The following is a 23,376-nucleotide window of genomic DNA, read 5'->3' on the forward strand; positions in this document are numbered from 1 at the left end:
GGGGCTTGCAGCAGTCGGGTTTTCGCTTTGAACTCAAGGGCGGAACGTCGCTCTCGAAAGGGCATGGCCTTATCCATCGGTTCTCCGAGGACATCGACATCCTGATTAACCCCGACTTGGACGATCTGCCAACCGGCAAGAACCAGAATAAGCCCGCCCATATAGAGGCACGCCGCACGTTCTATGATGGCCTGGCGGCCAAGATCACGATCCCCGGCATCAGCGACGTCGGGCGCGACGAAGCATTCGATGACCAGCGCATGCGCAGTGCTGGCATCCGCCTGCATTATACTCCCCGCAACACTCTGCCGGAGGGCGTCAAGGACGGGATTTTGCTGGAGGCTGGTTTCGATCAGGTGGCCCCCAATCGGCCATGCCGGATCAGTTCGTGGGCCTATGACAAGGCGGCGGTGAGTGGCCTCGCTGACCTGACCGACAATCGGGCACTCGATGTGCCCTGCTACGAACCCGGCTACACACTGGTCGAGAAGCTCCAGACGATCTCGACGAAGTTCCGGCGGCACCTTGAGGATGGCAGCATGCCGCAGAACTTCCTCCGCCACTATTACGATGTCTACTGCCTCCTCGGCGATGCCGACGTTCAGGCGTTCATCGGCACCGAAGCCTACATCGCCCATAAGGACGCGCGCTTCCCGGCTGCAGATAACAAGGTGATCGCCGAAAATCCCGCATTCGATCTTTCGGACCAAACCACACGGGATCGCTTCGCCCGTGCCTATGCCGCCACGTCTGCGCTCTATTATCGTGGCCAGCCCAACCTCGACGATATCCTTGGGCGTATTCAAGAGTATGCGCATCGGCTGTGAGAGATCAGCGCGGGCCCACGTCAAATGGACGACGCGAAGGCTGTCGAATCTGATGCGGAAGCGCGGCATCCGAATCACGGTGAACCGGACAGCCGGCAGCAAGAAATGCCCGGCAAAGGGACTCGAACCTTACGGCCAGAAAGTTGTAGGGTATCGACGAGGGTATCGGCTGACGGATATCTGGAAAAGTGATTATATTTCAATTCACTAGCGCGATTTTCGAGTCCTCTTCTGCTTGGAATCCGGGGGCGTTCACTGGCGTTCGGGTGGGTCCAGCTAGAGAGAGACTACGCGTTCAATTCTGAATGTGAAAGTCTCGTCCCGCGTTTCCCGAAGCCGACCATTTTGTTGACGTGTCAGAGTGTGTTGAGCGGCGGGACTTGGAAGCCGTCGTGCGGGGGATCGCCGGGACCGTCAGGTTTCGGTTAAACCTGCCTCTCGGCGGCGAGGCGGTTATCGACCGCTGAGTTGCCTGATCTCTGCGATCACAAACTCAACGGTGAAGGCAATCTGGGTGGCTTGACCGGCGTTGAAGCCGCATAGCGTCAGAAAAACAGGTACCCACTTCATGAGAGCCCCCTGTCGCGTGAAGCCATGGCGTATCCATAGAGCGCCGGGTGACCCGTGAATGCCGTCGCCATCTTGGTATCACCAAGCACACTTGCAGCCTTGAAAAATACCGAAAGCGGAGAAGTGACAGATGAAAGAGAAATCGCCATTGCGGGTGCCGTTTCTCCAACCGCATGCAGCAGCGGTTTGAAGATTCGATCCATGTCATGGGTCACCTTTTGTTTGCTGTTCATGATGATATTTCCCGACAATTTGGATTGTATGCCGCTAGAATAGGGAGAGTGTTTGGATCACTTAATAGCTCTGCGTGCTTCAACGCTTGTTAGCGACGCCACATAGTCCGAAGACCGAAAATAGTGGCGGCAAGCAGAAACCGTCAGTGATCGCCGCCTATTTTCGAGGCCTGAACGATGACCGCCGCCACTTTCCGGGGTTTGGACATCTGGATCAGGTGGCTGCCGGGAAGTTCGAGCGTGACCGTATGAGAACGGCGATACAATGTCCGCAGCATCTCGGGCGACAGCGTGCGATCATCCTGCGCGACGATCCCGAAACTGGGCTTGGTGTGCCACGCCGCATTCGGCACCCTGGTTCCGAATGCGGCGACCGGCGTCGGTCGCTGTGCGGAGGCAAGATAGCGAGCCTCCGACGCAGGCAGGTCGCCCGCTACATCCTGCTGGAACATCGCCGGTTCCACGATCAGCGAGGTATCATCGACCATCATGAGATGGCTCGGAAGCGGCCATCTGGCGTTCAGCTCTCCGACCGTTTCCCCAGCGTCTGGCTGCACAGCTGCCACGTAAACGAGCGATTTCACCTTGGCGTCTGTGCCTGCTGCAGTGATCACCGCGCCGCCATAGGAATGCCCGACCAACACGACGGGGCCGTTCTGGCGTTCGATGATCTGCCGGGTCGCAGCTATGTCAGCATCCAGCCCTGTGAGGGGAAGCTGCACGACCGAGACGTTGTAATGTTTGCGGGTGAGGATGTCGTAGACCTTGCGCCAGCTGGAACCATCCATCGCGGCGCCATGTACGAGGATCACGTTCTTGGTGGGAGGCGCCTCGCGGGCGGCGGCTGCGCCGCTGGCGAAGGTTGCTGCGGCGGCTGCAGCCAGTGACATGAAACTGCGCTTCATTGGTTCATCCTGTACGATCTTTCAGATTGGCGGACGCTCGGCACGGCCGCGCCGTGCCGAGGGGGTGTTCAACGGCCTGCCTTGCCATCGAGGCTGAAACGACCGGCTCCGAACGCGACGATCTGAAGCAGTCCGCCGATGATGGAAATGTTCTTGAAGAAGTGGATGAACTGGTTCTGGTCGGCCAGATTGCTGTGGAATGCGAGCGCGGCGCCAAGGGTGAACAGCGCCATGACGGCGGCCACGAAACGCGTGCGGTAGCCGGCGAGCAGTGCGATGCTGCCTGCAATCTCGACAAGGACAGCCAGGCCGAAGCCGACCGAGGCGAACGGGAGCCCGGCGCTTGCGATCATTCCGATCGTTGCCGCGGGAGCCGTCACCTTGGAAACGCCCGAGAGAAGGAAGAGTGGGGCGATCAGCACGCGGCCAGCAAGGGCGGAATAGGACGATGCATTCGCGGAAGAGTGTGCGCCCGAGATGGTCTGGGCGGGGCTGATAGCTGCTGTATTCATGAGGTATCTCCTGGTCTTCTTCAGCCGGTCACCATGACCGCTGCTGACGTCCAAATGGCACCTCACCGCTCATCGAAATAGCCGAATTGAATAGAAGATTAGGATCGATGAAATCGACATGTTTGGACAACTCTATCGCTCGGCCTAACAAAGCTTGATGCTTTCCAGATGATTATTTCGTGTGATCCGCCGGGCTACATCCGCTTCACCAACCAAGTGAAAGGATAGCTCTCATGCAAAATCTCGATGGCAAGGTCGTGCTGATCACCGGTGCAAGCAGCGGCATTGGCGAAGCCACCGCGCGCACTCTGGCCGAGGGCGGCGCCACGGTTGTTCTGGGTGCTCGCCGCACCGACCGCCTGAAAAAGCTGGTCGCCGAAATCGAAGCTGCCGGTGGTAAGGCTCTGGCAAAGCCTCTGGACGTCACCGACCGAGAAGATGTCGCGGCTTTTGCCCAGGAGGCGCTGGCGCGGTTCGGCAAGATCGATGTCATCGTCAATAATGCCGGCGTCATGCCGCTCTCGCCGATGGCGGCACTCAAGGTCGACGAATGGGACCGCATGGTCGATGTCAATATCAAGGGAACGCTGTACGGGATCGCCGCAGTGCTGCCGGTGATGAACGAACAGGGCTTTGGTCAGGTGATCAACATCGCCTCGACGGGCGGCCACGCCGTGTCCCCGACCGCTGCGGTCTATTGTGCTACCAAATTTGCCGTGCGTGCCATTTCTGAAGGCCTGCGTCAGGAGAATGACAAGATCCGCGTGACGGTTATCAGCCCGGGCGTGACGGCATCCGAACTGGCCGATTCGATCTCCGACCCGAAGGGGCGCGAAGAGATGAAGGAATATCGCAAGGTCGCCATCAGCCCCACCGCGATCGCCCGGGCCATCCGCTTTGCCATCGTGCAACCTGCGGATGTCGATACGACCGAAATGATCGTCCGTCCTACCGCCACGGCCCTTTGAGCCAGGCTCGAAGCCTCCGCCCGAACAATCACCAGATCAGGCGATGGGCTGGGCGCTGCGCCTAAGTCGGTGCAGCGCCCGCCTGCTCCTTGAATCGCTGGATCAGCCAGCGACCGGCGGGGCCGGGCGGAGTGTCGGTCCGGTAGATCGCATCCATGACATAGTCGCCGCCGATGCTGTCGGGCATTTCCAGCTTCACCAATCTTCCGGCCGCTATATCGTCGCCGATCATCGGCTCTGGCATATTGCCCCAGCCGATCCCCGCCTTGAGCAGCATATGCTTGGAACTCAGGTCGGCAAGGCGCCACGTGCTCGTGCCGACGACAGCAATGTCGCGGCCCCTGGTGAGCGCGGATCGGTCAGTGAGCACAAGCTGGACATGCTCGCGGCCGGCTCCGGGAAGATTTTCCTTGGCAAGGGCAAGGGGATGGGTCGGGGCCGCCACGGGGATCATCCGCACGCTTCCAATGCCCTCCTTTTCGATACCGTCTACCGTCACCAGCGGCCCCGCGACCCCGATGCTGGCAACGCGGTCCAGCACCAACCGCGTCACCGAGCCCAGTGATTCGACATAAAGGTGGAGCGCCACAGTCGGGAATTGATCGCGGAAACTGGTGAGCGCATCCACCACCCGCTCCTCCGGCAGCAACGTGTCCAGAACGATATGAAGTTCGGACTCCAGCCCCTGCAGCATGCCTTTCGACTTTGCGCGCAGGCTGTCGATGCCGCCCGCCACTCGGCGCGCCTCGGCCAGGACCATCCGTCCCGCTTCGGTGAGCTGCGGCTTGCGGGTCGTTTCGCGATCGAAGAGCGTGAGCCCGAGTTGCGCCTCGAGGTTCGCGATCGAGTAGCTGACCACCGAAGAGGCGCGATTGAGCTGCCGCGCGGCGCCCGCAAAGCTGCCGATGTCGACAACCGTCAGAAAGACCTTCAGCTGGTCGAGAGTGGGTGTACCTGGCTCACTTATCATGTCGAATTCCTCGAACCTAATCACCTATCATATGCCGGTTTTTTAGGCCGAAGGAAACGCATAACTCTCCGTCATCGCCAACGGCGCATTGCCGACGATGAAGGAACAAGACATGACTTTCCAAGCAAATCCGCCACTCGTCCAGCAGGTCGTACTGCCGGCGGTGCGCGACCTCGGCGGCTTCGATGTACGCCGGGCGCTCCCTTCGATCCAACGCCGAATGATAGGACCGTTCGCCTTCTTCGACGCCTTTGGACCTGCGGTATTCCGGTCCGGTGAAGGCGTCGATACACGCCCTCATCCGCACATCGGGCTCGCCACTCTCACTTATCTGATTGAAGGCGAACTCGATCATCGGGACAGCGAAGACTACTTCCAGACCATCCGTCCCGGTGAGGTAAACCTGATGACCGCGGGGCGCGGGATCGTACACTCCGAGCGCAGTGGTCAGGCCTTCCGCGACCGCGAAGACCGCATGTTCGGCTTCCAGACCTGGCTGGCATTGCCGCTGGAGCTGGAAGAAGCAGATCCAGGTTTCAAGCATATCGAGGCGGCCCGCATCCCGCGCCTGACCGAGGACGGCGTGCGCGTGAACCTGCTTGCCGGCAGCCTGGGCGGCGAGAAGTCTCCGACACCGATCTTTTCCGAGACGCTCTATGCCGATCTGCAGCTGAATGCCGGAAAGCGCTTCAAGCTGACCTCCGATCATATCGAACGAGCGGCCTACGTCGTCGAAGGAGAGGTCGAGGTCACAGGGCAAGAAGGCCGCTTCGTCAAAGACCAGCTGATCGTCTTCAAACCCGGGTCGGAGATCATCCTGCGCGCTGTCTCGAATGCGCGATTGATGGTGCTGGGCGGCGAACCGCTCGAAGGCGAACGCCACATCTACTGGAACTTCGTCTCGAGCCGGCTCGATCGCATCGAGCAAGCCGCCGCGGACTGGCGGTCCGGGCGCTTCCCCACTGTTCCGGGCGATCCCGAGTTCATCCCTCTCCCCTCGACGTCGCCCCGCGCCGCCTGAGCTCCCCCAACCAATTCCATCAAAAGGATATTCATTATGACCTACGCAATCATCGGCTCCGGCGCGATCGGCACAGCCCTTGCCCGCCAATTCGCCCGTACCAACACGCCTGTCCTTATCGCCAATAGCCGAGGGCCCGCCTCGCTCGCCAGCCTGGCGCAGGCGCTGGGATCGGCTGTCCGCCCCGTCGCGCTTTGGGATGCGCTGCAGGCTGAAACCATCATTCTGGCGGTGCCGTTCTCAGCGGTCGAACAGGTGGCAGCCGAAACGGCCGACTGGAGCGGCCGGGTGGTTATCGATGCTACGAACGCGATCAACTTCACCGATTTCTCGCCTGCCGATCTCGGCGGTCGCCTGTCGAGCGACATCGTCGCGGCCGCGCTGCCCGGCGCTGCCATCGTGAAGGCCTTCAACACACTTCCGGCAGCGATCCTCGCCGAGGAGCCGGGATCGGACGCGGGAAAGCGGCCGATCTTCCATGCGAGCAATAACTCGCAAGCGTCGGCCGTAGCCGCCGCGCTGATCGCCACCCTTGGTTATGCCCCGATCAATCTCGGCCGCATCGATGAGGGCGGCCGTCTCCAGCAGTTCGGCGGAGCGCTGATGGTCCACAGCCTCATCAAGCAGGCCTGATCACTTTCTTTGAAAGGCGCCCAAGCGCCCAGGAGAATGCACATGTCCAATATTCTTGAAGGCAAGACCGTCGTCGTCACCGGCGCAGCCAGCGGCATCGGCCGCGCCATCGCCATCTCGGCTGCAAAGCATGGCGCCAAGGCCGTCATCGTCTCCGATATCGTCGAAGCGCCGCGCGAAGGCGGCACCCTCACCACGCAGGAGATCGAAGCATTGGGTACGCCTTCGTTGTTCGTGCGGGCCGACGTGTCGAAGAAGGACGACAACGAGCAACTCGTTGCTGATACCGAGCAATTCGGCGGCGTTGACGTCATGGTGCTCAATGCCGGCATTTCCCTTCGCTCCGATGGGGCAGAGGTCTCCGAGGAAGACTACCGACGTCTGATGTCGATCAACCTCGATGGGACGCTGTTCGGTGCCCAGGCGGCCGCCCGGCAGATGAAGGCTGCCGGAAAGGCCGGCAGCATCGTGCTGATGGCCAGCATGGGCGGCCTTGTGGGCGCGGGCATCACCGTCGCCTATTCGACCAGCAAGGGAGGCGTCGTCCTGATGGCAAAGGCGCTCGCCGACGCGCTTGGCCCCGACGGAATCCGCGTCAACGCCGTTGCTCCCGGAACGATCGACACGGAACTGCTGCGCAGCACGCCGGACATCGCGGCCGCGAGCGAAGGCTTCCGCCAGCGCACGCCTTTGCGCAGGCTCGGTCAGCCCTCGGAAATCGGCGATGCCGTCGCGTTCCTGGGATCTGACCTGTCCAGCTATGTTTCTGGCATCGCGCTTCAGGTTGACGGCGGCTTGCTCGCGGTCATCTGAAAACCGGCAAGCCCGATCGGGCCAGCACCACGCTTGTCGATTTTCTCGATGGTAGCTGTCGATCGTATTCGGATTTTCGGACCGAAAGATGGCTGGCAAAACGAATTCACACAGACGCTTTCGCTCCACCACCTCTCTCAAGGATCACTATAATGGTCAAGGTACTCGTTCTCTATTACTCCTCCTATGGGCACATCGAGACGATGGCGCATGCCATCGCCGAAGGGGCTCGTTCGGCCGGCGCGACCGTCGACGTCAAGCGGGTGCCCGAGACGGTACCCGAAGACATCGCCCGCGGCGCGCATTTCAAGCTCGAACAGGATGCGCCGGTTGCGACCGTCGCCGAACTGGCCGACTATGACGCGATCATCGTGGGGACCGGCACGCGCTTCGGGCGCATGTCCAGCCAGCTTGCCACTTTCCTCGACCAGGCTGGCGGGCTGTGGGCGCGGGGCGCGCTCAATGGCAAGGTAGGCGCAGCCTTCACGTCTTCGGCCACACAGCATGGTGGCAACGAAACGACACTGTTCTCGATCATCACCAACCTGCTGCACTTCGGCATGACCATCGTGGGGCTCCCGTACAGCCATGGTGGCCAGATGAGCATGGACGAGATCGTTGGGGGTGCGCCCTATGGCGCCACAACGATCGCGGGCGGCGACGGTTCGCGCCAGCCTTCGCAGATCGAACTCGATGGCGCGCGCCATCAGGGCGAGATCGTTGCGAAGACTGCCGCCAAGCTTTTCGGCTGACAATCGGCCCGGGCCGCAAGTCCCGGGCTCCCACCACCGACAGGAAATTACCTTGGAAGTCCTGCTCTTCCGCGCGATGACGCGCGCCTCGAGCAGCTTCCGCGATCAGGTTTCAGGAGACTGACCATGGCACAGGATAGCAGCGATCTTGCAAAGTCCGTCATCCGCCGCAACACCGACGAAGTGCAAGGCGGCGGTGACTGGGCGCTGTTCGAGGAACTTTTCTCGGACGATTTCTACGATCATACGCCGCAGCCCGGCGGCACCCGTGACAAGGCCGGCGTACTGCTGCTCTACAAGCGCCTGCGCGACGCCTTTCCGGATTTTACGCCGGAGATCCACTGGCAGAGGGTCGACGGCGATGTCGTCACCACCTTCAAGACCTACCATGGCACGCATCTGGGGAACTTCCTTGGACAGGCGGGCACCGGAACGCGCGTCAGCTTCGAAACCGTGGACGCCATGAAGGTGGTCGATGGTAAGATCACCGAACACTGGGGCGTCGCCAACCTCTACTCGGTTCTGCAGCAGATCGGCGTAATTGCGCCGCTGCCCGCCGGAGAACCTAGCCATGTCTGACGTCATTCGCATGCATGCGGTCGGTGGACCGTCCGTACTAGTCGCCGAGCAGGAAACGGTTGGCGCTCCGGGACCGGGACAGGTGAAGATCCGGCACACCGCGATCGGCGTGAACTTCATCGATACGATGTTCCGCAGCGGGGCGTTCGGTGTCTCCCTCCCGTTCGTGAACGGTGTGGAGGGGGCGGGCGACGTCATCGAGGTGGGCGCTGGTGTCGAAAATCTGCAAGTCGGTGACAGGGTGGCCTATTTCTTCGCGCCCGGTGCCTATGCTCAGGAGCGGATCATCGACACCGCACCGCTGGTGAGATTGCCGCAGGATGTACCGACACAACTTGCAGCTGGGATGCTGACCAGGGGCGCGACCGCATGGCTCGCCGTCCGAATGCTGCATCAGGTCAGGCAAGGTGATGTGATCCTGGTGCAGGGTGCGACCGGAGGCGTCGGATCGCTGGTGGCACGCTGGGCCAGGAAGTTGGGCGCGACGGTCATCGCCGTGGGATCTTCGGCCAAGCTTGCACGCTTGCCGGCAGATATCGTTCATCGCCTCGCTTCCGAAAGCGCCGATCTGGGGACAGACATCCGGGCGATCGCACCGGACGGTGTCGACGTGGTCTATGATTTCGTGGGGCGAGCTACGGCCGATGCCTCTCTCGAGGCGGTAAGGGACGGCGGCGCAATCTTCACCATCGGCGCCGCGTCCGGAGCGGCGAACTTTGACGAGCAGCTGGTGGCCTCCCGTCGGATCACCGTCCGGCATGCCAGCGCGGCGTCAGCTGTGAAGGGCGCTGCGCTTGAGGCTGCCGCGCAGGAGGTCTTCGAGTGCTGGCGAGATGGCACGTTCGGGGAGATCGAACTGGATCGTTACGCTCTCAAGGATGCGGCCATTGCGCACCAGGCCATTGCTGATCGAACGATCGGATCTAACCCCGTGCTGCTCCCTTGACCAGACCATGCGGCAGCGGCGGCGCGTTGCAAAGTGTGGATTACGTCCGCTCGCCCGTATAAATACAACGTGCACGGCTTGGCCTGGTGGCCCGGGTTGCATAATGTCCGGGTTCATCACGAGTGAGGTACTCCATGACGCCGGCGGTTCAGGGCAGCGAGTTTGCGCAATTGCGCGCCTTTGTTTCCGTCGCCGAGCATGCCAGCTTCTCACGGGCGGCCGCGCAAATGGGCATTACCCCCTCGTCCCTCAGCCAGACCATCCGCAACCTCGAAGAGCGTTTGTCACTTCGTCTGTTCAATCGCACGACGCGCAGCGTAGCCCTGACCCCCGCGGGCGATGCGCTCCTGCAGCGGCTGCGTCCGGCCATGGATGAGATCGCGGCGGCGCTGGCGAATGCGTCGCACTTCCGCGACAGCGCTGCCGGGACGGTCCGCGTGCATGCGGCGCGGGTGGCTGCTGCGGCGCATATCGAGCCGATCCTGGGCGAGTTCTTCGAGAAATATCCGCAGATCCTTCTCGATGTGACGGTCGATGATGCCACCGTGGACATTGTCGCAGGCGGGTGGGACATCGCCCTGCGGCCCGGAGAAGTCGTGGAAAGGGACATGGTCGCCGTCCAGCTTGGTGGCGAACTGCGGCAGTATCCGGTCGCCACGCCGCAATATCTGGAACGCCATGCGGCGCCGCAAACGCCCGAGGATCTCCTCGATCACAACTGCATCCGGTGGCGGTGGGCAGGACGTCCACTCCCCTACAACTGGGAGTTCCAGCGCGACGGCGAGTGGTTCGAGCTGGCCGTCAGCGGATCACTAATCGCGACGGATCGTCCGATGATGATGCGCGCCTGCCTCGATCATGTCGGAATCGCCCTTGCGACAAACCGTGAGGCAGACGAACTTGTCGCCCGCGGCAAGCTTGTGCCGATGCTCGATCCCTACTGCGCTTACTACCCCGGCTATTTCCTCTGCTATCCCAAGCAGCGCCAGATGGCGCCAGCGCTGCGTGCGTTCATCGACTTCATACGAATGAAGGCGAAAGAGTAGCCCCCTTTCGCCTTAATCCAGCCTATTGGCGGTAAAGGACCATCCCGGCGTGATAGAGGACGTCGTTCCTGAAATCGCCATCAGCCGTAAACCCGGTGTCGTCCCAATATTCGATATGATCGCCAGTGACCTCATAGCGCCCCTGGTAGGCGCTATTCTTCTTTCCGCGGGCTTCGTCGTAGCGGCCGTTGGGCAGAAGCTCATGGCGAATATAATCATCCTTCGTGACCCACATTCCGACATAGTCGCGCTGCTGCGTCATCCTGCCTCGCATGTTGTTCAAAGTTGCGGCCTGGCGGACGGGGTTTAGCCGGTCCGCCCGTCCGATCAATCAAGCCGTGGGGCCGACGCGGATGAAGGGTTTGAGGTCAAGATCGCCTTCAACCAACTCCGGCACGCTGGCGACGAATGCCTGCATATGCGGAAGGCTGAAATGCTCGGTCAGGTCGTCGAAAGACCGCCAGACCTCGTAGACCATCCACAAATCCGGATCATGCGTGCCTTGGTGGATCTGGTAGATGATGCAGCCGGATTCCGCGCGGGAGGGGGCAACCAGGCGCTGCAGCGCAGCACCCAGTTCTTCGCTGCGCCCGGCCTTGGCCCTCATTTCGGCAAGGTTGGTGTGTTCTGCCATGATATTACTCCTTTCTGGCAAACATTTTCAGATCGCGAAATCGGTGCTGGTCGAAATGTCCTCCCATTGTCGCAGATCGTCCTCAAAGCGGTCGAGCCGAGCGCGCGTGCGCTGCAGGGCGTCGCTGCCAAGGACGAGGTCGAGCGGGGGTTCATCGGCGTCGACAGCGGCAAGAATTGCGGCAGCTGCCTTCTCAGGATCGCCGATCTGCTTGCCGTTCTTGTGGAGCAGGCCCGTGACGGCCCGCCCGCTGGTGGCGGCATAATCGTCGATGTTGCGCTGTGTGCGGCAAACCGACCTTTCCGAAAGGAACTCGGTTCGAAATGAACCCGGCGAGACGGTCGTGACCCAGACGCCCATCGGGGCGACTTCCTGTGCCAAACTCACCGACAAGGCAGAGATTGCCGCTTTCGTGGCAGAGTAGATCCCGGACCCGGGAGCGGGCGCGATGGCCGCCACGGAGGAGATGTTCATGATATGACCGCGCGTACGTCTTCGCAGGTGCGGGAGCGCGCCCCTGATCACGGCCAGCGGCGCGTAGACATTCACCATGAATATCTGCTCGATCTCCCGTTGAGACGCCGTCTCGATCGATCCCAGCAGGCCGAATCCCGCATTGTTGACAATCACGTCGAGGCGCCCAGCCACGCCCGCAGCCTTGGATACAGCCTGCTCGATCGCCGCCATGTCGCTCAGTTCGAGCGGAATGATGTGCAAGCGCTCTGATGAAATCGCTTCGGGCACGCGGCCGTCGCGGGTGGTTCCGACGACGACGTCGCCGCGTGCGATTGCAGCCGCAGCGATTTCCAGACCTAAACCACGAGAAACGCCTGTGATGAACCAGGTCTTGTGCGCCATTCCAACCTCCAAAAATGGCCGCGGCACCTGCCGCTCTGCTGCACAGGATTTAGGGCTTCACATGTCGGCGCATAATCACTCCCGTTCCGAACGCGCTTGTTAGCCGCACCACATAAATTGGCCACCTTGCTGCGATGCCCCTTGTTTATCCGCTGCCACCCCGCAAGACCCGCTGGCAATTCGGTATCCCGATGCAGGGGTCATCAAAGCCACTTGGAGATAGAAGCGAAGCCCTTGTAGGCATGCGGTCTAAAGCGGCCGTGGGCTCCGCAAACTGATCGATGGCGCGAGGATCGTTACGGAATGACAGAGCGGACGGCGGCAGAAACGCTGGACAAGCATATTCGGGGGCGGCTCGTTGCGGACGGCGGCGATCGTTCGATGAAATCGGTCATTGCCCAGATCTTCGTCCGAGAACGTGAACAGGACGGCTTCCTTGTCCCTGCCGTAGCTGAGCCCCTTATCGTATGGATCCTCAAGGGGACTGCCATCGTCGAAGAGCGTGAGCTTGGAGGCGAATGGACCGCTGCCCGCGTGGCGGCCGGTGATTTCTTCATCACGGATTCCGATGCGCCATATGAATTGCGCTGGAATTCACTCGATGACGGTCCATTCGAAGTGATGCACCTTCATTTCGGCTTGCCACTGATGGAACGGGCCGGTGCCGAAGTCCTGGGAAGCAAGCACCGCCCTCTGCTTTCAGAGGTATCCGGCGCGCGGGACGATCAGCTTGCGCCCTACATCGCCTTGATTGCAGAGGAGATCGCCGGGCAACCGAGACCAAGCCCGCTATATCTCGAAAGCCTCGCCCAGGCCCTCGCCATCCGTCTTGTTCAACACTACCGCGACGAGGCGCAGGATGGCAGCAGGCGACGTAACGCGCTTCCGGCTTACCGCCTTCGACGGGTCACCGAACTTATGGAGCAATCCATGGGCGAAGAGTTCGATCTCGCTCGCTATGCCGATGTTGCAAGCATGAGCATCGCCCACTTCAGCCGCCAGTTCAAACAAGCCACGGGCCTTGCTCCATCACAATATTTCATCCGCCTCCGCATCAGGCGTGCACGGCAGCTGCTCAGGGAAACCAACCAGCCGATCATCTCGGTTGGCATGGAAGTTGGTTATTCCAGTCCGAGCCACTTCGCGCAGGTCTTTCGCAAGGAAACGGGCGTTTCGCCCCGGTCGTACCGACGGGCATGACGACGGCACCAAAGAATAATCTATCGATCTGCACGCCCTGCCTTTGGCCGTAACGTCCACATGCCCAGCGCACGGGAAAGCTCCCGATAGGCAAAATCAAGCAAAACTCCGACAGTTTTCGCATAGCCCCGAGAGAAGGTCGGCGGTGGAAATGACATATCCGGTTCACGTCATCCGACGGAGCCGGATTGATCCATGGATCGTCAAAGCCGGCACAAATCGAGCGATCCTAGATGGAGAGAGATCATGACCAGCATCGTGAACACTGTGAATGAAGTTGAGGGTAAGGTTGCCATCGTGACGGGGGCAGCCAGCGGCATCGGACGAGCGATCGCAGAACTGCTGCATTCGCGCGGCGCCAAGGTCGTTGCGGAAGACGTCGATCCGGTGGTGAAGGATCTCGAACGCGACGGCATCGTCGCCCTGGTTGCGGATATCACGGTGGACGGCGTTGCAGAGCAGGCCGTGTCGCTTGCGCTCGACACGTTCGGCAAGCTCGACATCCTCGTCAACAATGCCGGCCGCATCCTCTACAAGAACATGATCGACCTCTCCCGCGAGGAGTGGGAGTGGCAGATGCAGACGAATGTCACTGGCGCCTTCCTCCACTCGCGTGAAGCCCAGAAGGCGATGATGAAGAATGGTTCGGGCGCGATCGTGAACATCGCTTCCTATGCGTCCTACTTCGCCTTCCCAGGTATCGCGGCCTACACCGCTTCCAAGGGCGCGATTGCCCAGATGACCCGCACGCAAGCCCTCGAGGCAATCGGGCACAACATCCGCGTCAATGCCATCGGCGTCGGCGACGTGGTCACCAACCTGCTCAACCACTTCCGCGATGACGGCCGCGAATTCCTCACCGACCATGGGCAGAATGCGCCCATCGGACGCGCAGCAGATCCGAAGGAAATCGCGGAAATCGTGGCATTCCTCGCATCCGATCGCGCGAGCTTCATCGTCGGCTCGGTTGTCATGGCTGATGGCGGCATGAGCGTTGCGATCGGCTGATCGATAGAGCGCGGGTGGCTCCGGGTCGGCGCCACCCGCGCATAGTCTCACTCCAATATGGGGTCCTGCACGGACCGCCCACGTGACTGGAATTTGTGCCGAGGCCGCAAAACGGGTTGGCGGTTGGCGAACGGCGGGTTTCGGCACAAGCAGTCATTCCCAGACGGGCTCCTGAGAGGCGAATATTGGTCGTCTCCTTCCTGAGATGTCGAATGCCGGTAAGCCGCGATTTGACCGCCAGTTCTGTTCAGGCCGTAGAACGACCTGGCGGCTTTATCGCGGAAAGCGTCAAGGTTTCTCTCTGCGGCATGGCAACCAGTCAGTGCGTTGGACAAAACGCCGCTGATCCCCATCTCTGAATGGCCAAGTCACGCCGCCGCCATCTTCTCAAGCTTTGCGACGAAGAAGCGGTCGCTCCATAATTCCAGCGACTTTGCCTCCGCCGGGCGCAAAAAGCGTCTGACATCGTCGGCGGCGGCCTTCCAGTCGATAGTGGCTATGGTGTTCCGCAACGTACCCTCCAACCATAGCATGTCGATCTTGAGGTCTGCCTGCCCCGTCCATGGGCCTGCCTGTATGAGGGCCGCCTGGAGATGTGTCAGATTGGGCAACACCCCGTTCGAGACGTACCAGGAAAAGTCATACCAATCCCTGCCCTTCAAATAGCCCCGACAAAGCAAGGCATGGATTTTCAGCGCGAAGTTGGAAGACATATCCTGATGCCGCACCTCGTAGTCGGCGGGAAAATCGAGAAAGGTGCTGGCTTCGCCGGATCCGGGCGGCGGATTGGTGTCGATCTCGAGCTTGATCTTGATCGTCCGGCGACGTCCGGTGCCTGCGAAGGTCAGATCGAGCTGGCTCGCGATGGATTCATCCTTGAGCACTGCCTCCCGAATCGCCTTGTCCATCCTTTCCTTGGGCTGGGCATCGAGCTTCAATCCAAACTGCGCAAAAACCTCGACCAGAATTTTGAGATAGGATGTCCAGTCAAACTCGGGGTTCGGTGACCGGAGCATAAAATCGAGAACTTCGGAAAATCTTGGAAGGCGATGCAGAATGCGTAGGCTGGTGCCACCTTGGAAAAGAGCGATATCAAAAAAATCGGCACGCCAGAGCGCGTAGAGGGCGATCTCCTGCACGATCTCCTTGGTCGCATTCTCTTCCTCGATCGCGTTGGTCGCTCCATATTGGCGGAGCTTTTCTTGAATAATCTCAATCATCCGAGGGGCGTCCTTTAGCCGCACCTTTGATCGTCAGAATGGCGTCTTCGAGTGAATGGAGGAACTCGTTGGCGGCCTTGTGCCTGTAAACGGGGCGGAGTGCGGAAAAATCCTTGCACCTGAGCGATCGCAGCCGGTCCTCGTCGATCCGCATGCCCTGGGTGAGCCAGTCCAGGCCGGACCATTGCTCCTTGCGCAGAGCGACAAGATCGATCAGCGCCCGTAAGGGCTGCGCGACAAATGCTGTGAGTTTCCCGAATTTTTCGCGATCTACGCCCGTGAGGAATTGGTATTCCCGGAGCGCGAGCGGATGAAAGCTGAATTGCCCGAGGGATGGTGTATCATAGGTAATCGTCTTGCGGCCTGGTGAAACACTTGCCGTGGTGAAAACGCTTTCGGGAATCCAGCCATGATAGGCCAGGGCAGTTTCAAACGAGATGTAGCTGCCCGGCAGGAGCGCCTGTGCCACGATAAAGGGATGGACGGCATCGTTGTTGATGCGCCGACCGAGCATATAGGTCGCCCGTTTGAGACGGATCAACGAACCGTCCTTCAGCGCCCTATGAACCAGAGCATAGCGACGAGCATCGCTGCCGCCTAGAAGCTCACGAAGCTGACCTTCGCTGAAAATCCGATCAACAAGGCTTGATTGTGTAATCTGATCAGCAAGCGCGCTCATAAAATTCCAGATACTTTCAAAGAGTGAAAGTTTCAAGAATTTCCTGAAACGGCGTGCACTATTTGTTCCTCTTCTGGCACCAATACTCAATATAAGTATATCAGATACTTAGATTTTATGGCGAGATAGAAAGCGCCAGTGACCCTTTTGGCGCCCCTTTTCTCGCATAATTGATTTTACGGTCGAATGCCGCCGAAACTCAGCCAATCCCGCCACACGACCCACCACCTCACCTTGCCAAGTTCTATGAGGCACTCGAACGTGCCTCTTATGGCCGATGGTGCATCGTCCGTGCAGCAATGGAAGGATGCGCTGTAGGACAGGTTCTTCAAGAAAGCGCCTGGACTACAGCGGCAATCCGTCGAGCAATATAAGGTCGTCAGGAATTTGCCTGATGCATGGCCACCACGGCTACAGCATCAGGTCGACAGGTGCGCCGCCCATCAGTAGATCGCCGAACGTGCGTGCGTACATGCGGAATTGTGCAGCAGCGTGTTGACGACCGCAGCGCATGTTGCGGTAGATGCGCGGGATACTGGTCTTTTCATAGACGCCGCCGCCGCCGGCAATCGTCATCATGTCCTCGGCAAGCCGGACGCAACGGTCAGCCACCGCAGCGCTTTGCAAGCGGAATAAGTGGCGCATTTCCATCGGCAAGGGTTCGTTGCGCTCTGCATACTCGGCCATGGTCTGGAGATTGGCGAAAAGCGTATTCTTCATTTCCGCAATGCCAGCCGTGGCCATGGCGACCGCATAATGCGCGTCCGGGTCGCGCCCGGTCCGAGTGCCGACAAAGACCTTCTCCCGCGCATATTCCTTAAACAGATCAACCATCGCCTGGAGCGCGCCAATCTGCGAATTGGTAATGCCGCGCATGAACACCAGCATGAACGGTGAGCGATAGATCGCGCCCGGATTCACGAAGCGGCCCGGATTCTGGCAATTATAGCCGTCGATGAACTTGTGTGTGCGGTGTTCCGGCACGAACGCCTTCTCGACCACGATGTCCTGGCTGCCCGTCGCCTGCAGCCCGGGGACATCCCACCCGCCGACGATCTTGGCGTCCGCGCGCGGCAGCAGGAACGACCGGAGATCCTGCCCGTCGGTGCCATCGACGATGCCGCCAAGGAAGGTCCATTCGCAATGGTCGCAGCCGCTGGAATAGGCCCAGCGGCCGCTGATCTCGTAGCCGCCGGGCACAGGCTTGGCGATGCCCCCGGGCATATAGGGGGACGCGATCAGCACCGAACTGTCCTCGCCCCACACGTCCTGGGCCGCCTGGTCTTCCATCAGGCAGATGTGCAGTGAGTGCAGGCTGATTACGCCGAAAATCCAGGCGACCGACATGTCGCCCTCGGCGAGCGTCATCTGCACTTCGGCAAAGGCGCGCTGCCCGAGCTCGTAGCCGTCCCAGCGCCGCGCCTGGAAGACGCGGAACAGGCCCGCCTCCTTCATGCGCCTTACTGTATCCGGGTTGACCAGGCCATTTTTCTCGTCTTCGGCGGCGCGCTCCTTGAGCAACGGGACCAGTGCTCGCGCCCGTGCGACAAGATCCTCGACGGTCGGCGCGGCTAATTCGTCGGCAATAGCCAAGGGCGATATCGATTCCACAATAATTACTCCACAGCCATTGAAAGTACAATTTCCGTTTTGCGAAAATTCATCAATCTCACGCAAGTTATATTGCAGGAAATTATATATTTGACACAATACTACCCTCAGTATCTCCTGTCATAGTCTGAATAGACTAAACATTTTATTACATATTTTGATCTACGTCAAATACCGCATGCCTCTGTTTAACTTATACTTGAAAAAGAATGTATCGTTCTGACTTGAGGAGAGTGGATCGTGAGGGGTAATGCGCTGATCAAGGGTGGTCGTGTGATTGACGGGACGGGCGCGCCGGCATTTACAGCTGATCTGCGGATCAAGACCGGAAGGATCGTCGAGATCGGCCCGGATCTGGCCCCAGGCGAGGAAGAGGTGTTCAACGCGGACGGCTGCTATGTCTCGCCCGGATTCATCGACACGCACGCTCATTATGATGGTTCACTATATTGGGACCCCAGGTTCGACCCCATTGCCCAGCATGGCGTCACCACGCTGCTGATCGGCAATTGCGGTCTTGGCATCGCACCGATTCACAAGCACCAAATTCCGGGCATCTCTGCCCTGTTCAGCTATATCGAGGACCTGCCGCGCGGCGTATTCGACACGGAAGTCCCGTGGACCTGGGGCGACTTCGATGCCTATGTCAGCGACCTGCGCTCGCGCGAATATGCCGTCAATGTGGCGACGCTGGTGAGCCATTCCCTGCTGCGCATGTTCGAGGTCGGGGACGAATCCTGGAACCGCCCCTCCACGGCGGAAGAGCGCAAGCGTCTGGCCGGGTGCCTGGATCGGGCAATGAAGGCAGGCGCGCTCGGCTTCTCGACTTCGAGATTTGACGTCAATCCGGATGGAAACAAGGTTCCCAGCTATTTTGCCGATGCGCAGGAATGGGACGACCTCTTCGCGGTCACCGCCGAGAACAAGGGTGTCGTTCAGATCATCCCGGACCTCAGTTCGCTCGACAACCAGGAAAAGGACCTGCGCGAGATGTGCGAGCTGTCGATCCGGCATGGCGGCGTGCCGGTCATGTCGAACGGCATCTATGAACGCCCCGAGGACGCCACATATGCAACGCGCCTTCTCAAACTCGGCCGCGAGATGCGGGCGAAGGGTGCCACCTTCTATTATTTCGCATCGCCGCGTTCGATCGAACTCGTCGTGAACTTCCATCAATGCATGGTGATGATGTACATGCCGGCGTGGGCCGATCTTGTGCAGTCGGTCGTCCCCGACGACGAAAAGAAACGTCGCCTTGCCGACCCGGCATGGCGCGCGACGGCGCGGGAGCAGTGGGATGCTGTCCAGGAGGGTTTCCCCAGCCGCGGGGGGCTTGCAAGATGCCGGATCATCACGGTCGACCGGCCGGAATATGAACACTATCTCGGCAAGACTTTCGACGTGATCCTCGGCGAGCGCGGGGGGCACCCGTCGGACGTACTGGCCGACTGGGCGCTCGAAAACAATCTCAAGGCCGAATTGGTTTGCCCCTTTACCAATCTCGATCTGGATGTGGTCGGGCAGTTGCTCGCGGCTGACGAGTCGCTGATCAGCGGCAGCGATGCGGGCGCGCATATCGGTATGTTCGACGGCGCGGGAGACACCACTCTCGTCCTGACCCGCCATGTGCGTGATCGCCACGACATGCCGATCGAGGTCGCCGTCAAGCGCATGTCGAGCGATCAGGCAAAGGTATTGGGACTGGTCGACCGCGGGACGCTCGAGGTCGGCAAGATCGCCGACGTCGCGGTCTTCAACCTCGACGATCTCAACTGGGCGGCGGAAAAGAAGGTGTTCGACGTTCCCGGGGGCGGATCGCGCCTGCGGCGGCCCGCTGGCGGCTTTCGCTACACGTTCGTCAGCGGCGTCCTGGTTCAGCAGGACGGCGAGTATACCGGCGCGATGCCGGCCCGCTTTCTCGGGCAGGAAGCCCGTGTCGCCAGCCCTTCGCCTGTCGCTGCCTGACCGCGACGGAGACGCAATTCTTTTTCGAGGGATTCAGCAATGTTCAGCCCGACCAACGATCTTACCGAAGCCCAGCTCGACAAGCTTGCGGCCAATTTCGATCATCATAGCCCGGAATATCGCAGTCATTCGATCGACATTCTCGGACATATGCAAAAGAAATGTCCGTTCACGCATAGCGAAAATTATGGCGGCTTCTGGATATCGACCAAGGCGTCGGATTGCCTCGAAATCGCCAAGAATGTCGACGTCTTTTCGAACTATCCCACAGATGTCATTCCCGACCTCGAACCGACTCTGATGATCCCCATCAATGTCGATCCGCCGGAGTTATACGACTATCGCGCCATTCTGGGCCCGGCCTTCGGCCCCGCCAAGGCCAAGGCGCTGACGAGCTTCGTACGGGAAACCGCCGAAGCCTTGATGTCCAGGATCGTCGAAAAGGGTGAAGGTGATCTCAAGTGGGACTATGCGCTGCCGCTTACTGGCAAGGTGACCTGCCTTGTCGCCGGCCTGCCGGCCGAGGATTGGGAATATTACGCGCCGCCGCTCCATGAACTGATCTACAGCGGCAAACCCATGGAAGAGCGCCTTGAGGGCATGGCCAAGATGATCGACTATATGCGATCGGAAATCGCCCGCCTCAAGGACGCGCCCATATCGGGCAGCCTGATCGAGTATCTGTACAATGTCGAGATGGCCGGGCGGAAATTGCGCGTCGACGAGATCGAGGGCATCGTCCTGATCCTGCTGGGCGGCGGACTGGACACGACCCAGGCGCTGTTCGGGATGAGTGCCGTGTGGCTGGCGCGCAACCCGGACCGCCGGAACGAACTGATCCACAATCCCCATTTGATGGACAATGCCATCGAGGAATTCCTGCGCGTGTTCCCGCCGACGCAAGGCAATGTGCGTCGGGCAACCGCGGATGTCGTCGTGGCGGGCCAACAGGTCAGGGCCGGTGAACAGGTTTTCATGTCCTATGCGGCCGCGAACCGCGACCCCGAAGAATATGAAAATCCGCACGAGATCGATTTCCACCGCGACAACATCCGCCATCTTTCTTTCGGGCTTGGTCCCCATCGCTGCCTGGGATCGCATGTAGCCCGGCTCCAGGCAAAAACCATGCTGCAAATATTGCTGGACATGGCGCCGGAGTATCGGCTGGTCGAAGACGAAGTGCAGCTCGCAACTGACATTGGAAACATCGCAGGATTTGCCAAAATCCAGATCAGAATATGACCTGAAAAATATTTCAGTGATGTATTTTTGGGAGAATAAAGAGATGGCAACCGCAAAAGATTATGGACTTGGCCCGTTCATCTTCCCTAGAGGCTGGTTCATGGTGGCGACCTCTGCCCAGATAGGGCAGAAGCCCTATTGTGTCCGCTTCTTTGGGCGTGATATGGTGATTTACCGCGGTGAAAGCGGCAAAGCCTATATGGTTGGTGCCTACTGCCCGCACATGCGCACGCATATCGGCAAGAGCACGACGTCATTCATGACGCAGCGGGGCGAGCAGATCGAGGGAGAATCCATCCATTGTCCCTATCATGCCTGGCGCTTCGGTCCCGATGGCAAGTGTAACAAGATACCCTATTCCGAGACGATTCCGCCCGCCGCCGAGCTGGGGGCCTACCCGGTCGTCGAGAAATACGGGGCGCTCTTCTATTGGCATGATCCCGAAGGCGGGGCACCTGACTATGATCTGCCTGAAATTCCCGAGTGGGATGATCAGCATTATGTGCAATGGGAAATCGACGAACTCGGCGCGATGAACCTGCATCAGATCGAGGTGATCGACAATATCTGCGACACGCAGCACCTTGGGCCAATCCACGCCACGACCAAGCAGTTCTATTTCGAGAACATCATCTGCGGCCATCGCGTGACACAGTTGCTGGGCGGCAAGCACGAGATCCTGGGTCACGATGTACCAATCTCTGAGTTCATCACCTATTACACCGGTCCCGGCATCCTTCTCTCGCGCTTTATCGGCGACAACTCCAACGATTCGATCATGTTCATCGCCCATACCCCCGTCGATGACGGTTCGGTGCGCGTCTGGCACGCCGTGCTCTGCAAGATCGCCGAGCGCAAGCCGACCCCCCAGGACATTGTGCAGGCGCGCGCGCTCCAGAAGCTCAGCCTCGATGCCTTTGCGCAGGATTTCGAGATCTGGTCCAACAAGGAACCCTGCCTGAAGGTGATGCAGATGCCTGCCGACGGCAACTTCCTGAAGGTCCGCACCTGGTACAAGCAGTTCTACGTGCCCCGCGCCGACGTCGCGGGGGTGCTCGCCCGCTGTGAGGGCCGGTACACCATACCGGGAATGGCCGGTGCGGAGGAGGGCCATGCCCGCCAGCGCGCGCTCGAGGCGATCGAGGCCTAGCAAAGGGCCTAGAGTGCTGATCGACAAATTGTTGCAGATGCGTCCCATCCAAACTGGGGAGGCGGGAATGGAAATCAGAGAACTGGCCTATCTTCTTGTCGGCGCGGCCGAAACGGCGGCGTGGCGGCAATTCGGCCAGGACGTGGTCGGCGCGATGGCGCACGATGGCCCGGATGGTTCGCTCTATCTGAAAATTGATGAGCGCGACTTCCGGCTGGCGGTCTTGCCCGGACATGATGATGGCTTGCTTGCCTGCGGCTGGCTGGTCGGGTGCGAGGCGCATTTCGCGACCGCGCGCGCCCGTTTCGCGGAAGACGGGGTCGCCATCAACGATGGTACGCCCCAGGGTTCGCACCTTCGGCGCGTGCAGAACTATTTCTCCTTCACCGATCCGGCGGGCATAACACATGAAATCGCGTGGGGCGCGATATCCGAGTTCGCTCCATTTACCTCGCCCGCCGGAGTGAGCGGGTTCGTGACAGGCAGGCAGGGCTTGGGCCATGTCGCGCTGGCGGTGAGTGACGAATATGATGCGGAACTCGCCTTCTGGGACCGCCCGGGGCGGTTTGCGGTATCCGATATCCTGCGTGTCCCCGGCCCTGCCGGGATGGCGCGGGTCAGCTTCCTGCATTGCGCCAATCCGCGCCAGCACAGCATGGCGTTGGGGGAACTGGCTATTCCCGGCCACTGCATCCACATCATGTTCCAGGCGAACAGCATCGACGACGTCGGGCGCTGCCTTGATCGGGCCAAGCGGATCGGCGTCAGCCTCACGGCGACCCTCGGCCGGCATGTCAACGACGAGATGCTCTCCTTCTACATGCGCACGCCAGCAGGCTTCTCGCTCGAATTCGGCACCGGTGGCCGGGAGATCAACGACTGGAGCGAGAACGTCTTCTTCGAAACGACACGCGGCAGCGACTGGGGCCACGCGTTCACGCCTGCCTGACATTCCCTCAGACACGTTGACGGGCTTCACTGCGTCAGGGCCGTGCAAATAGAGATCAGAGGAACGGAATATGGTCGAGAAAAGT

The 23,376-nt window shown here is 60.2% G+C and carries 25 protein-coding genes; 15 read left to right on the forward strand and 10 right to left on the reverse strand.

What is annotated here, in order from left to right:
- Positions 1–827, forward strand: an 827-nt coding sequence (locus MRBLSP13_RS18905) for a nucleotidyl transferase AbiEii/AbiGii toxin family protein (protein WP_363756061.1), incomplete at its 5' end; no start/stop codon positions are given.
- Between the two features lie 566 nt (positions 828–1,393).
- Here the strand turns inward: MRBLSP13_RS18905 and MRBLSP13_RS18910 are convergent.
- From MRBLSP13_RS18910 to MRBLSP13_RS18920, 3 genes are all read right to left on the reverse strand, one after another.
- Positions 1,394–1,630 carry a hypothetical protein gene (locus MRBLSP13_RS18910; protein ID WP_363737739.1) on the reverse strand — a complete coding sequence of 79 codons (237 nt, stop codon included), beginning with the start codon at positions 1,628–1,630 and terminating at the stop codon, positions 1,394–1,396.
- 143 nt (positions 1,631–1,773) lie between these two features.
- Complete coding sequence (locus tag MRBLSP13_RS18915; protein ID WP_363737741.1) at positions 1,774–2,535, reverse strand: alpha/beta hydrolase; 762 nt, start codon at positions 2,533–2,535, stop codon at positions 1,774–1,776.
- 68 nt (positions 2,536–2,603) lie between these two features.
- Entirely contained in the window at positions 2,604–3,101 is a 498-nt protein-coding gene (locus MRBLSP13_RS18920) for a DoxX family protein (protein WP_363737743.1), read from the reverse strand.
- A 179-nt stretch (positions 3,102–3,280) separates the two neighbouring features.
- On the opposite strand from MRBLSP13_RS18920, the gene MRBLSP13_RS18925 reads away from it, so the two are divergent.
- Positions 3,281–4,015: an SDR family oxidoreductase gene (locus tag MRBLSP13_RS18925; protein WP_363737745.1), complete on the forward strand. Its 735-nt coding sequence runs from the start codon at positions 3,281–3,283 to the stop codon at positions 4,013–4,015.
- Between the two features lie 61 nt (positions 4,016–4,076).
- Here MRBLSP13_RS18925 and MRBLSP13_RS18930 read toward each other — a convergent pair whose 3' ends face one another.
- Complete coding sequence (locus MRBLSP13_RS18930; RefSeq protein ID WP_363738217.1) at positions 4,077–4,982, reverse strand: LysR family transcriptional regulator; 906 nt, start codon at positions 4,980–4,982, stop codon at positions 4,077–4,079.
- A 115-nt stretch (positions 4,983–5,097) separates the two neighbouring features.
- On the opposite strand from MRBLSP13_RS18930, the gene MRBLSP13_RS18935 reads away from it, so the two are divergent.
- The 7 genes from MRBLSP13_RS18935 to MRBLSP13_RS18965 all read left to right on the forward strand — a co-directional run bounded on the left by MRBLSP13_RS18935 (position 5,098) and on the right by MRBLSP13_RS18965 (position 10,775).
- A complete protein-coding gene (locus tag MRBLSP13_RS18935; protein ID WP_363737747.1) occupies positions 5,098–6,006 on the forward strand; it encodes a pirin family protein in 909 nt (302 codons plus the stop codon).
- A 36-nt stretch (positions 6,007–6,042) separates the two neighbouring features.
- Complete coding sequence (locus tag MRBLSP13_RS18940) at positions 6,043–6,639, forward strand: NADPH-dependent F420 reductase (protein ID WP_363756063.1); 597 nt, start codon at positions 6,043–6,045, stop codon at positions 6,637–6,639.
- 42 nt (positions 6,640–6,681) lie between these two features.
- On the forward strand, positions 6,682–7,452 hold the full coding sequence (locus MRBLSP13_RS18945; RefSeq protein WP_363756065.1) for an SDR family NAD(P)-dependent oxidoreductase: 771 nt from the start codon (positions 6,682–6,684) through the stop codon (positions 7,450–7,452).
- Positions 7,453–7,604: 152 nt separating this feature from the next.
- Positions 7,605–8,204 carry an NAD(P)H:quinone oxidoreductase gene (wrbA, locus tag MRBLSP13_RS18950; protein WP_363756067.1) on the forward strand — a complete coding sequence of 200 codons (600 nt, stop codon included), beginning with the start codon at positions 7,605–7,607 and terminating at the stop codon, positions 8,202–8,204.
- Positions 8,205–8,330: 126 nt separating this feature from the next.
- Positions 8,331–8,783, forward strand: a complete 453-nt coding sequence (locus MRBLSP13_RS18955) for an ester cyclase (RefSeq protein WP_363737754.1) — start codon at positions 8,331–8,333, stop codon at positions 8,781–8,783.
- On the forward strand, positions 8,776–9,729 hold the full coding sequence (locus MRBLSP13_RS18960) for a zinc-binding dehydrogenase (RefSeq protein ID WP_363737756.1): 954 nt from the start codon (positions 8,776–8,778) through the stop codon (positions 9,727–9,729). Before MRBLSP13_RS18955 ends, MRBLSP13_RS18960 begins: the two co-directional genes overlap by 8 nt.
- A 134-nt stretch (positions 9,730–9,863) precedes the next feature.
- Positions 9,864–10,775, forward strand: a complete 912-nt coding sequence (locus MRBLSP13_RS18965; RefSeq protein ID WP_363737758.1) for a LysR family transcriptional regulator — start codon at positions 9,864–9,866, stop codon at positions 10,773–10,775.
- Positions 10,776–10,797: 22 nt separating this feature from the next.
- Here the strand turns inward: MRBLSP13_RS18965 and MRBLSP13_RS18970 are convergent, their stop codons facing one another.
- The 3 genes from MRBLSP13_RS18970 to MRBLSP13_RS18980 all read right to left on the reverse strand — a co-directional run bounded on the left by MRBLSP13_RS18970 (position 10,798) and on the right by MRBLSP13_RS18980 (position 12,267).
- Entirely contained in the window at positions 10,798–11,037 is a 240-nt protein-coding gene (locus MRBLSP13_RS18970) for an Atu4866 domain-containing protein (RefSeq protein WP_363737760.1), read from the reverse strand.
- 69 nt (positions 11,038–11,106) lie between these two features.
- Entirely contained in the window at positions 11,107–11,409 is a 303-nt protein-coding gene (locus MRBLSP13_RS18975) for a putative quinol monooxygenase (RefSeq protein WP_363737762.1), read from the reverse strand.
- Positions 11,410–11,436: 27 nt separating this feature from the next.
- Positions 11,437–12,267 carry an SDR family NAD(P)-dependent oxidoreductase gene (locus MRBLSP13_RS18980; protein WP_363737764.1) on the reverse strand — a complete coding sequence of 277 codons (831 nt, stop codon included), beginning with the start codon at positions 12,265–12,267 and terminating at the stop codon, positions 11,437–11,439.
- Positions 12,268–12,570: 303 nt separating this feature from the next.
- Here MRBLSP13_RS18980 and MRBLSP13_RS18985 point away from each other — a divergent pair, with 303 nt between their 5' ends.
- Positions 12,571–13,467 (forward strand): helix-turn-helix domain-containing protein, encoded by an 897-nt coding sequence (locus MRBLSP13_RS18985; protein ID WP_363737766.1) that lies wholly within the window; start codon positions 12,571–12,573, stop codon positions 13,465–13,467.
- A gap of 246 nt (positions 13,468–13,713) precedes the next feature.
- The gene (locus MRBLSP13_RS18990) at positions 13,714–14,475 is read left to right on the forward strand and encodes an SDR family NAD(P)-dependent oxidoreductase (protein WP_363756069.1); all 762 of its coding nucleotides are present in this window, start codon (positions 13,714–13,716) and stop codon (positions 14,473–14,475) included.
- 368 nt (positions 14,476–14,843) lie between these two features.
- On the opposite strand, the gene MRBLSP13_RS18995 is transcribed toward MRBLSP13_RS18990, so the two are convergent.
- The 3 genes from MRBLSP13_RS18995 to MRBLSP13_RS19005 form a co-directional block, all read right to left on the reverse strand.
- Entirely contained in the window at positions 14,844–15,695 is an 852-nt protein-coding gene (locus tag MRBLSP13_RS18995) for a nucleotidyl transferase AbiEii/AbiGii toxin family protein (RefSeq protein ID WP_363737770.1), read from the reverse strand.
- Positions 15,688–16,374 (reverse strand): type IV toxin-antitoxin system AbiEi family antitoxin domain-containing protein, encoded by a 687-nt coding sequence (locus tag MRBLSP13_RS19000; RefSeq protein ID WP_363738219.1) that lies wholly within the window; start codon positions 16,372–16,374, stop codon positions 15,688–15,690. Before MRBLSP13_RS19000 ends, MRBLSP13_RS18995 begins: the two co-directional genes overlap by 8 nt.
- Positions 16,375–16,785: 411 nt before the next feature.
- Positions 16,786–17,967, reverse strand: a complete 1,182-nt coding sequence (locus tag MRBLSP13_RS19005; RefSeq protein ID WP_363737772.1) for an acyl-CoA dehydrogenase family protein — start codon at positions 17,965–17,967, stop codon at positions 16,786–16,788.
- Between the two features lie 258 nt (positions 17,968–18,225).
- Between MRBLSP13_RS19005 and MRBLSP13_RS19010 the strand changes: the two genes are divergently transcribed.
- The 4 genes from MRBLSP13_RS19010 (at position 18,226) to MRBLSP13_RS19025 (ending at position 23,291) form a co-directional block, all read left to right on the forward strand.
- Positions 18,226–19,950, forward strand: coding sequence for an N-acyl-D-amino-acid deacylase family protein (locus MRBLSP13_RS19010; protein ID WP_363756071.1), 1,725 nt, complete (start codon positions 18,226–18,228; stop codon positions 19,948–19,950).
- 39 nt (positions 19,951–19,989) lie between these two features.
- A complete protein-coding gene (locus MRBLSP13_RS19015; RefSeq protein ID WP_363756073.1) occupies positions 19,990–21,192 on the forward strand; it encodes a cytochrome P450 in 1,203 nt (400 codons plus the stop codon).
- A 19-nt stretch (positions 21,193–21,211) separates the two neighbouring features.
- Entirely contained in the window at positions 21,212–22,342 is a 1,131-nt protein-coding gene (locus tag MRBLSP13_RS19020) for a Rieske 2Fe-2S domain-containing protein (RefSeq protein ID WP_363756075.1), read from the forward strand.
- A 67-nt stretch (positions 22,343–22,409) separates the two neighbouring features.
- A complete protein-coding gene (locus MRBLSP13_RS19025) occupies positions 22,410–23,291 on the forward strand; it encodes a VOC family protein (protein ID WP_363756077.1) in 882 nt (293 codons plus the stop codon).
- The last annotated feature ends 85 nt before the right edge of the window (positions 23,292–23,376 follow it).

This window comes from Sphingobium sp. LSP13-1-1.1 (assembly GCF_040676415.1).
Lineage (GTDB): Bacteria > Pseudomonadota > Alphaproteobacteria > Sphingomonadales > Sphingomonadaceae > Sphingobium.

Excerpts from the sequence above, each read along its gene's own strand:
- MRBLSP13_RS18910 (WP_363737739.1), bottom strand. The coding sequence starts at position 1,630 with ATGAACAGCAAACAAAAGGTGACCCATGACATGGATCGAATCTTCAAA.
- MRBLSP13_RS18915 (WP_363737741.1), bottom strand. The coding sequence starts at position 2,535 with ATGAAGCGCAGTTTCATGTCACTGGCTGCAGCCGCCGCAGCAACCTTC.
- MRBLSP13_RS18925 (WP_363737745.1), top strand. The coding sequence starts at position 3,281 with ATGCAAAATCTCGATGGCAAGGTCGTGCTGATCACCGGTGCAAGCAGC.
- MRBLSP13_RS18935 (WP_363737747.1), top strand. The coding sequence starts at position 5,098 with ATGACTTTCCAAGCAAATCCGCCACTCGTCCAGCAGGTCGTACTGCCG.
- MRBLSP13_RS18940 (WP_363756063.1), top strand. The coding sequence starts at position 6,043 with ATGACCTACGCAATCATCGGCTCCGGCGCGATCGGCACAGCCCTTGCC.
- MRBLSP13_RS18945 (WP_363756065.1), top strand. The coding sequence starts at position 6,682 with ATGTCCAATATTCTTGAAGGCAAGACCGTCGTCGTCACCGGCGCAGCC.
- wrbA (WP_363756067.1), top strand. The coding sequence starts at position 7,605 with ATGGTCAAGGTACTCGTTCTCTATTACTCCTCCTATGGGCACATCGAG.
- MRBLSP13_RS18955 (WP_363737754.1), top strand. The coding sequence starts at position 8,331 with ATGGCACAGGATAGCAGCGATCTTGCAAAGTCCGTCATCCGCCGCAAC.
- MRBLSP13_RS18960 (WP_363737756.1), top strand. The coding sequence starts at position 8,776 with ATGTCTGACGTCATTCGCATGCATGCGGTCGGTGGACCGTCCGTACTA.
- MRBLSP13_RS18965 (WP_363737758.1), top strand. The coding sequence starts at position 9,864 with ATGACGCCGGCGGTTCAGGGCAGCGAGTTTGCGCAATTGCGCGCCTTT.
- MRBLSP13_RS18970 (WP_363737760.1), bottom strand. The coding sequence starts at position 11,037 with ATGACGCAGCAGCGCGACTATGTCGGAATGTGGGTCACGAAGGATGAT.
- MRBLSP13_RS18975 (WP_363737762.1), bottom strand. The coding sequence starts at position 11,409 with ATGGCAGAACACACCAACCTTGCCGAAATGAGGGCCAAGGCCGGGCGC.
- MRBLSP13_RS18980 (WP_363737764.1), bottom strand. The coding sequence starts at position 12,267 with ATGGCGCACAAGACCTGGTTCATCACAGGCGTTTCTCGTGGTTTAGGT.
- MRBLSP13_RS18985 (WP_363737766.1), top strand. The coding sequence starts at position 12,571 with ATGACAGAGCGGACGGCGGCAGAAACGCTGGACAAGCATATTCGGGGG.
- MRBLSP13_RS18990 (WP_363756069.1), top strand. The coding sequence starts at position 13,714 with ATGACCAGCATCGTGAACACTGTGAATGAAGTTGAGGGTAAGGTTGCC.
- MRBLSP13_RS18995 (WP_363737770.1), bottom strand. The coding sequence starts at position 15,695 with ATGATTGAGATTATTCAAGAAAAGCTCCGCCAATATGGAGCGACCAAC.
- MRBLSP13_RS19000 (WP_363738219.1), bottom strand. The coding sequence starts at position 16,374 with ATGAGCGCGCTTGCTGATCAGATTACACAATCAAGCCTTGTTGATCGG.
- MRBLSP13_RS19015 (WP_363756073.1), top strand. The coding sequence starts at position 19,990 with ATGTTCAGCCCGACCAACGATCTTACCGAAGCCCAGCTCGACAAGCTT.
- MRBLSP13_RS19020 (WP_363756075.1), top strand. The coding sequence starts at position 21,212 with ATGTATTTTTGGGAGAATAAAGAGATGGCAACCGCAAAAGATTATGGA.
- MRBLSP13_RS19025 (WP_363756077.1), top strand. The coding sequence starts at position 22,410 with ATGGAAATCAGAGAACTGGCCTATCTTCTTGTCGGCGCGGCCGAAACG.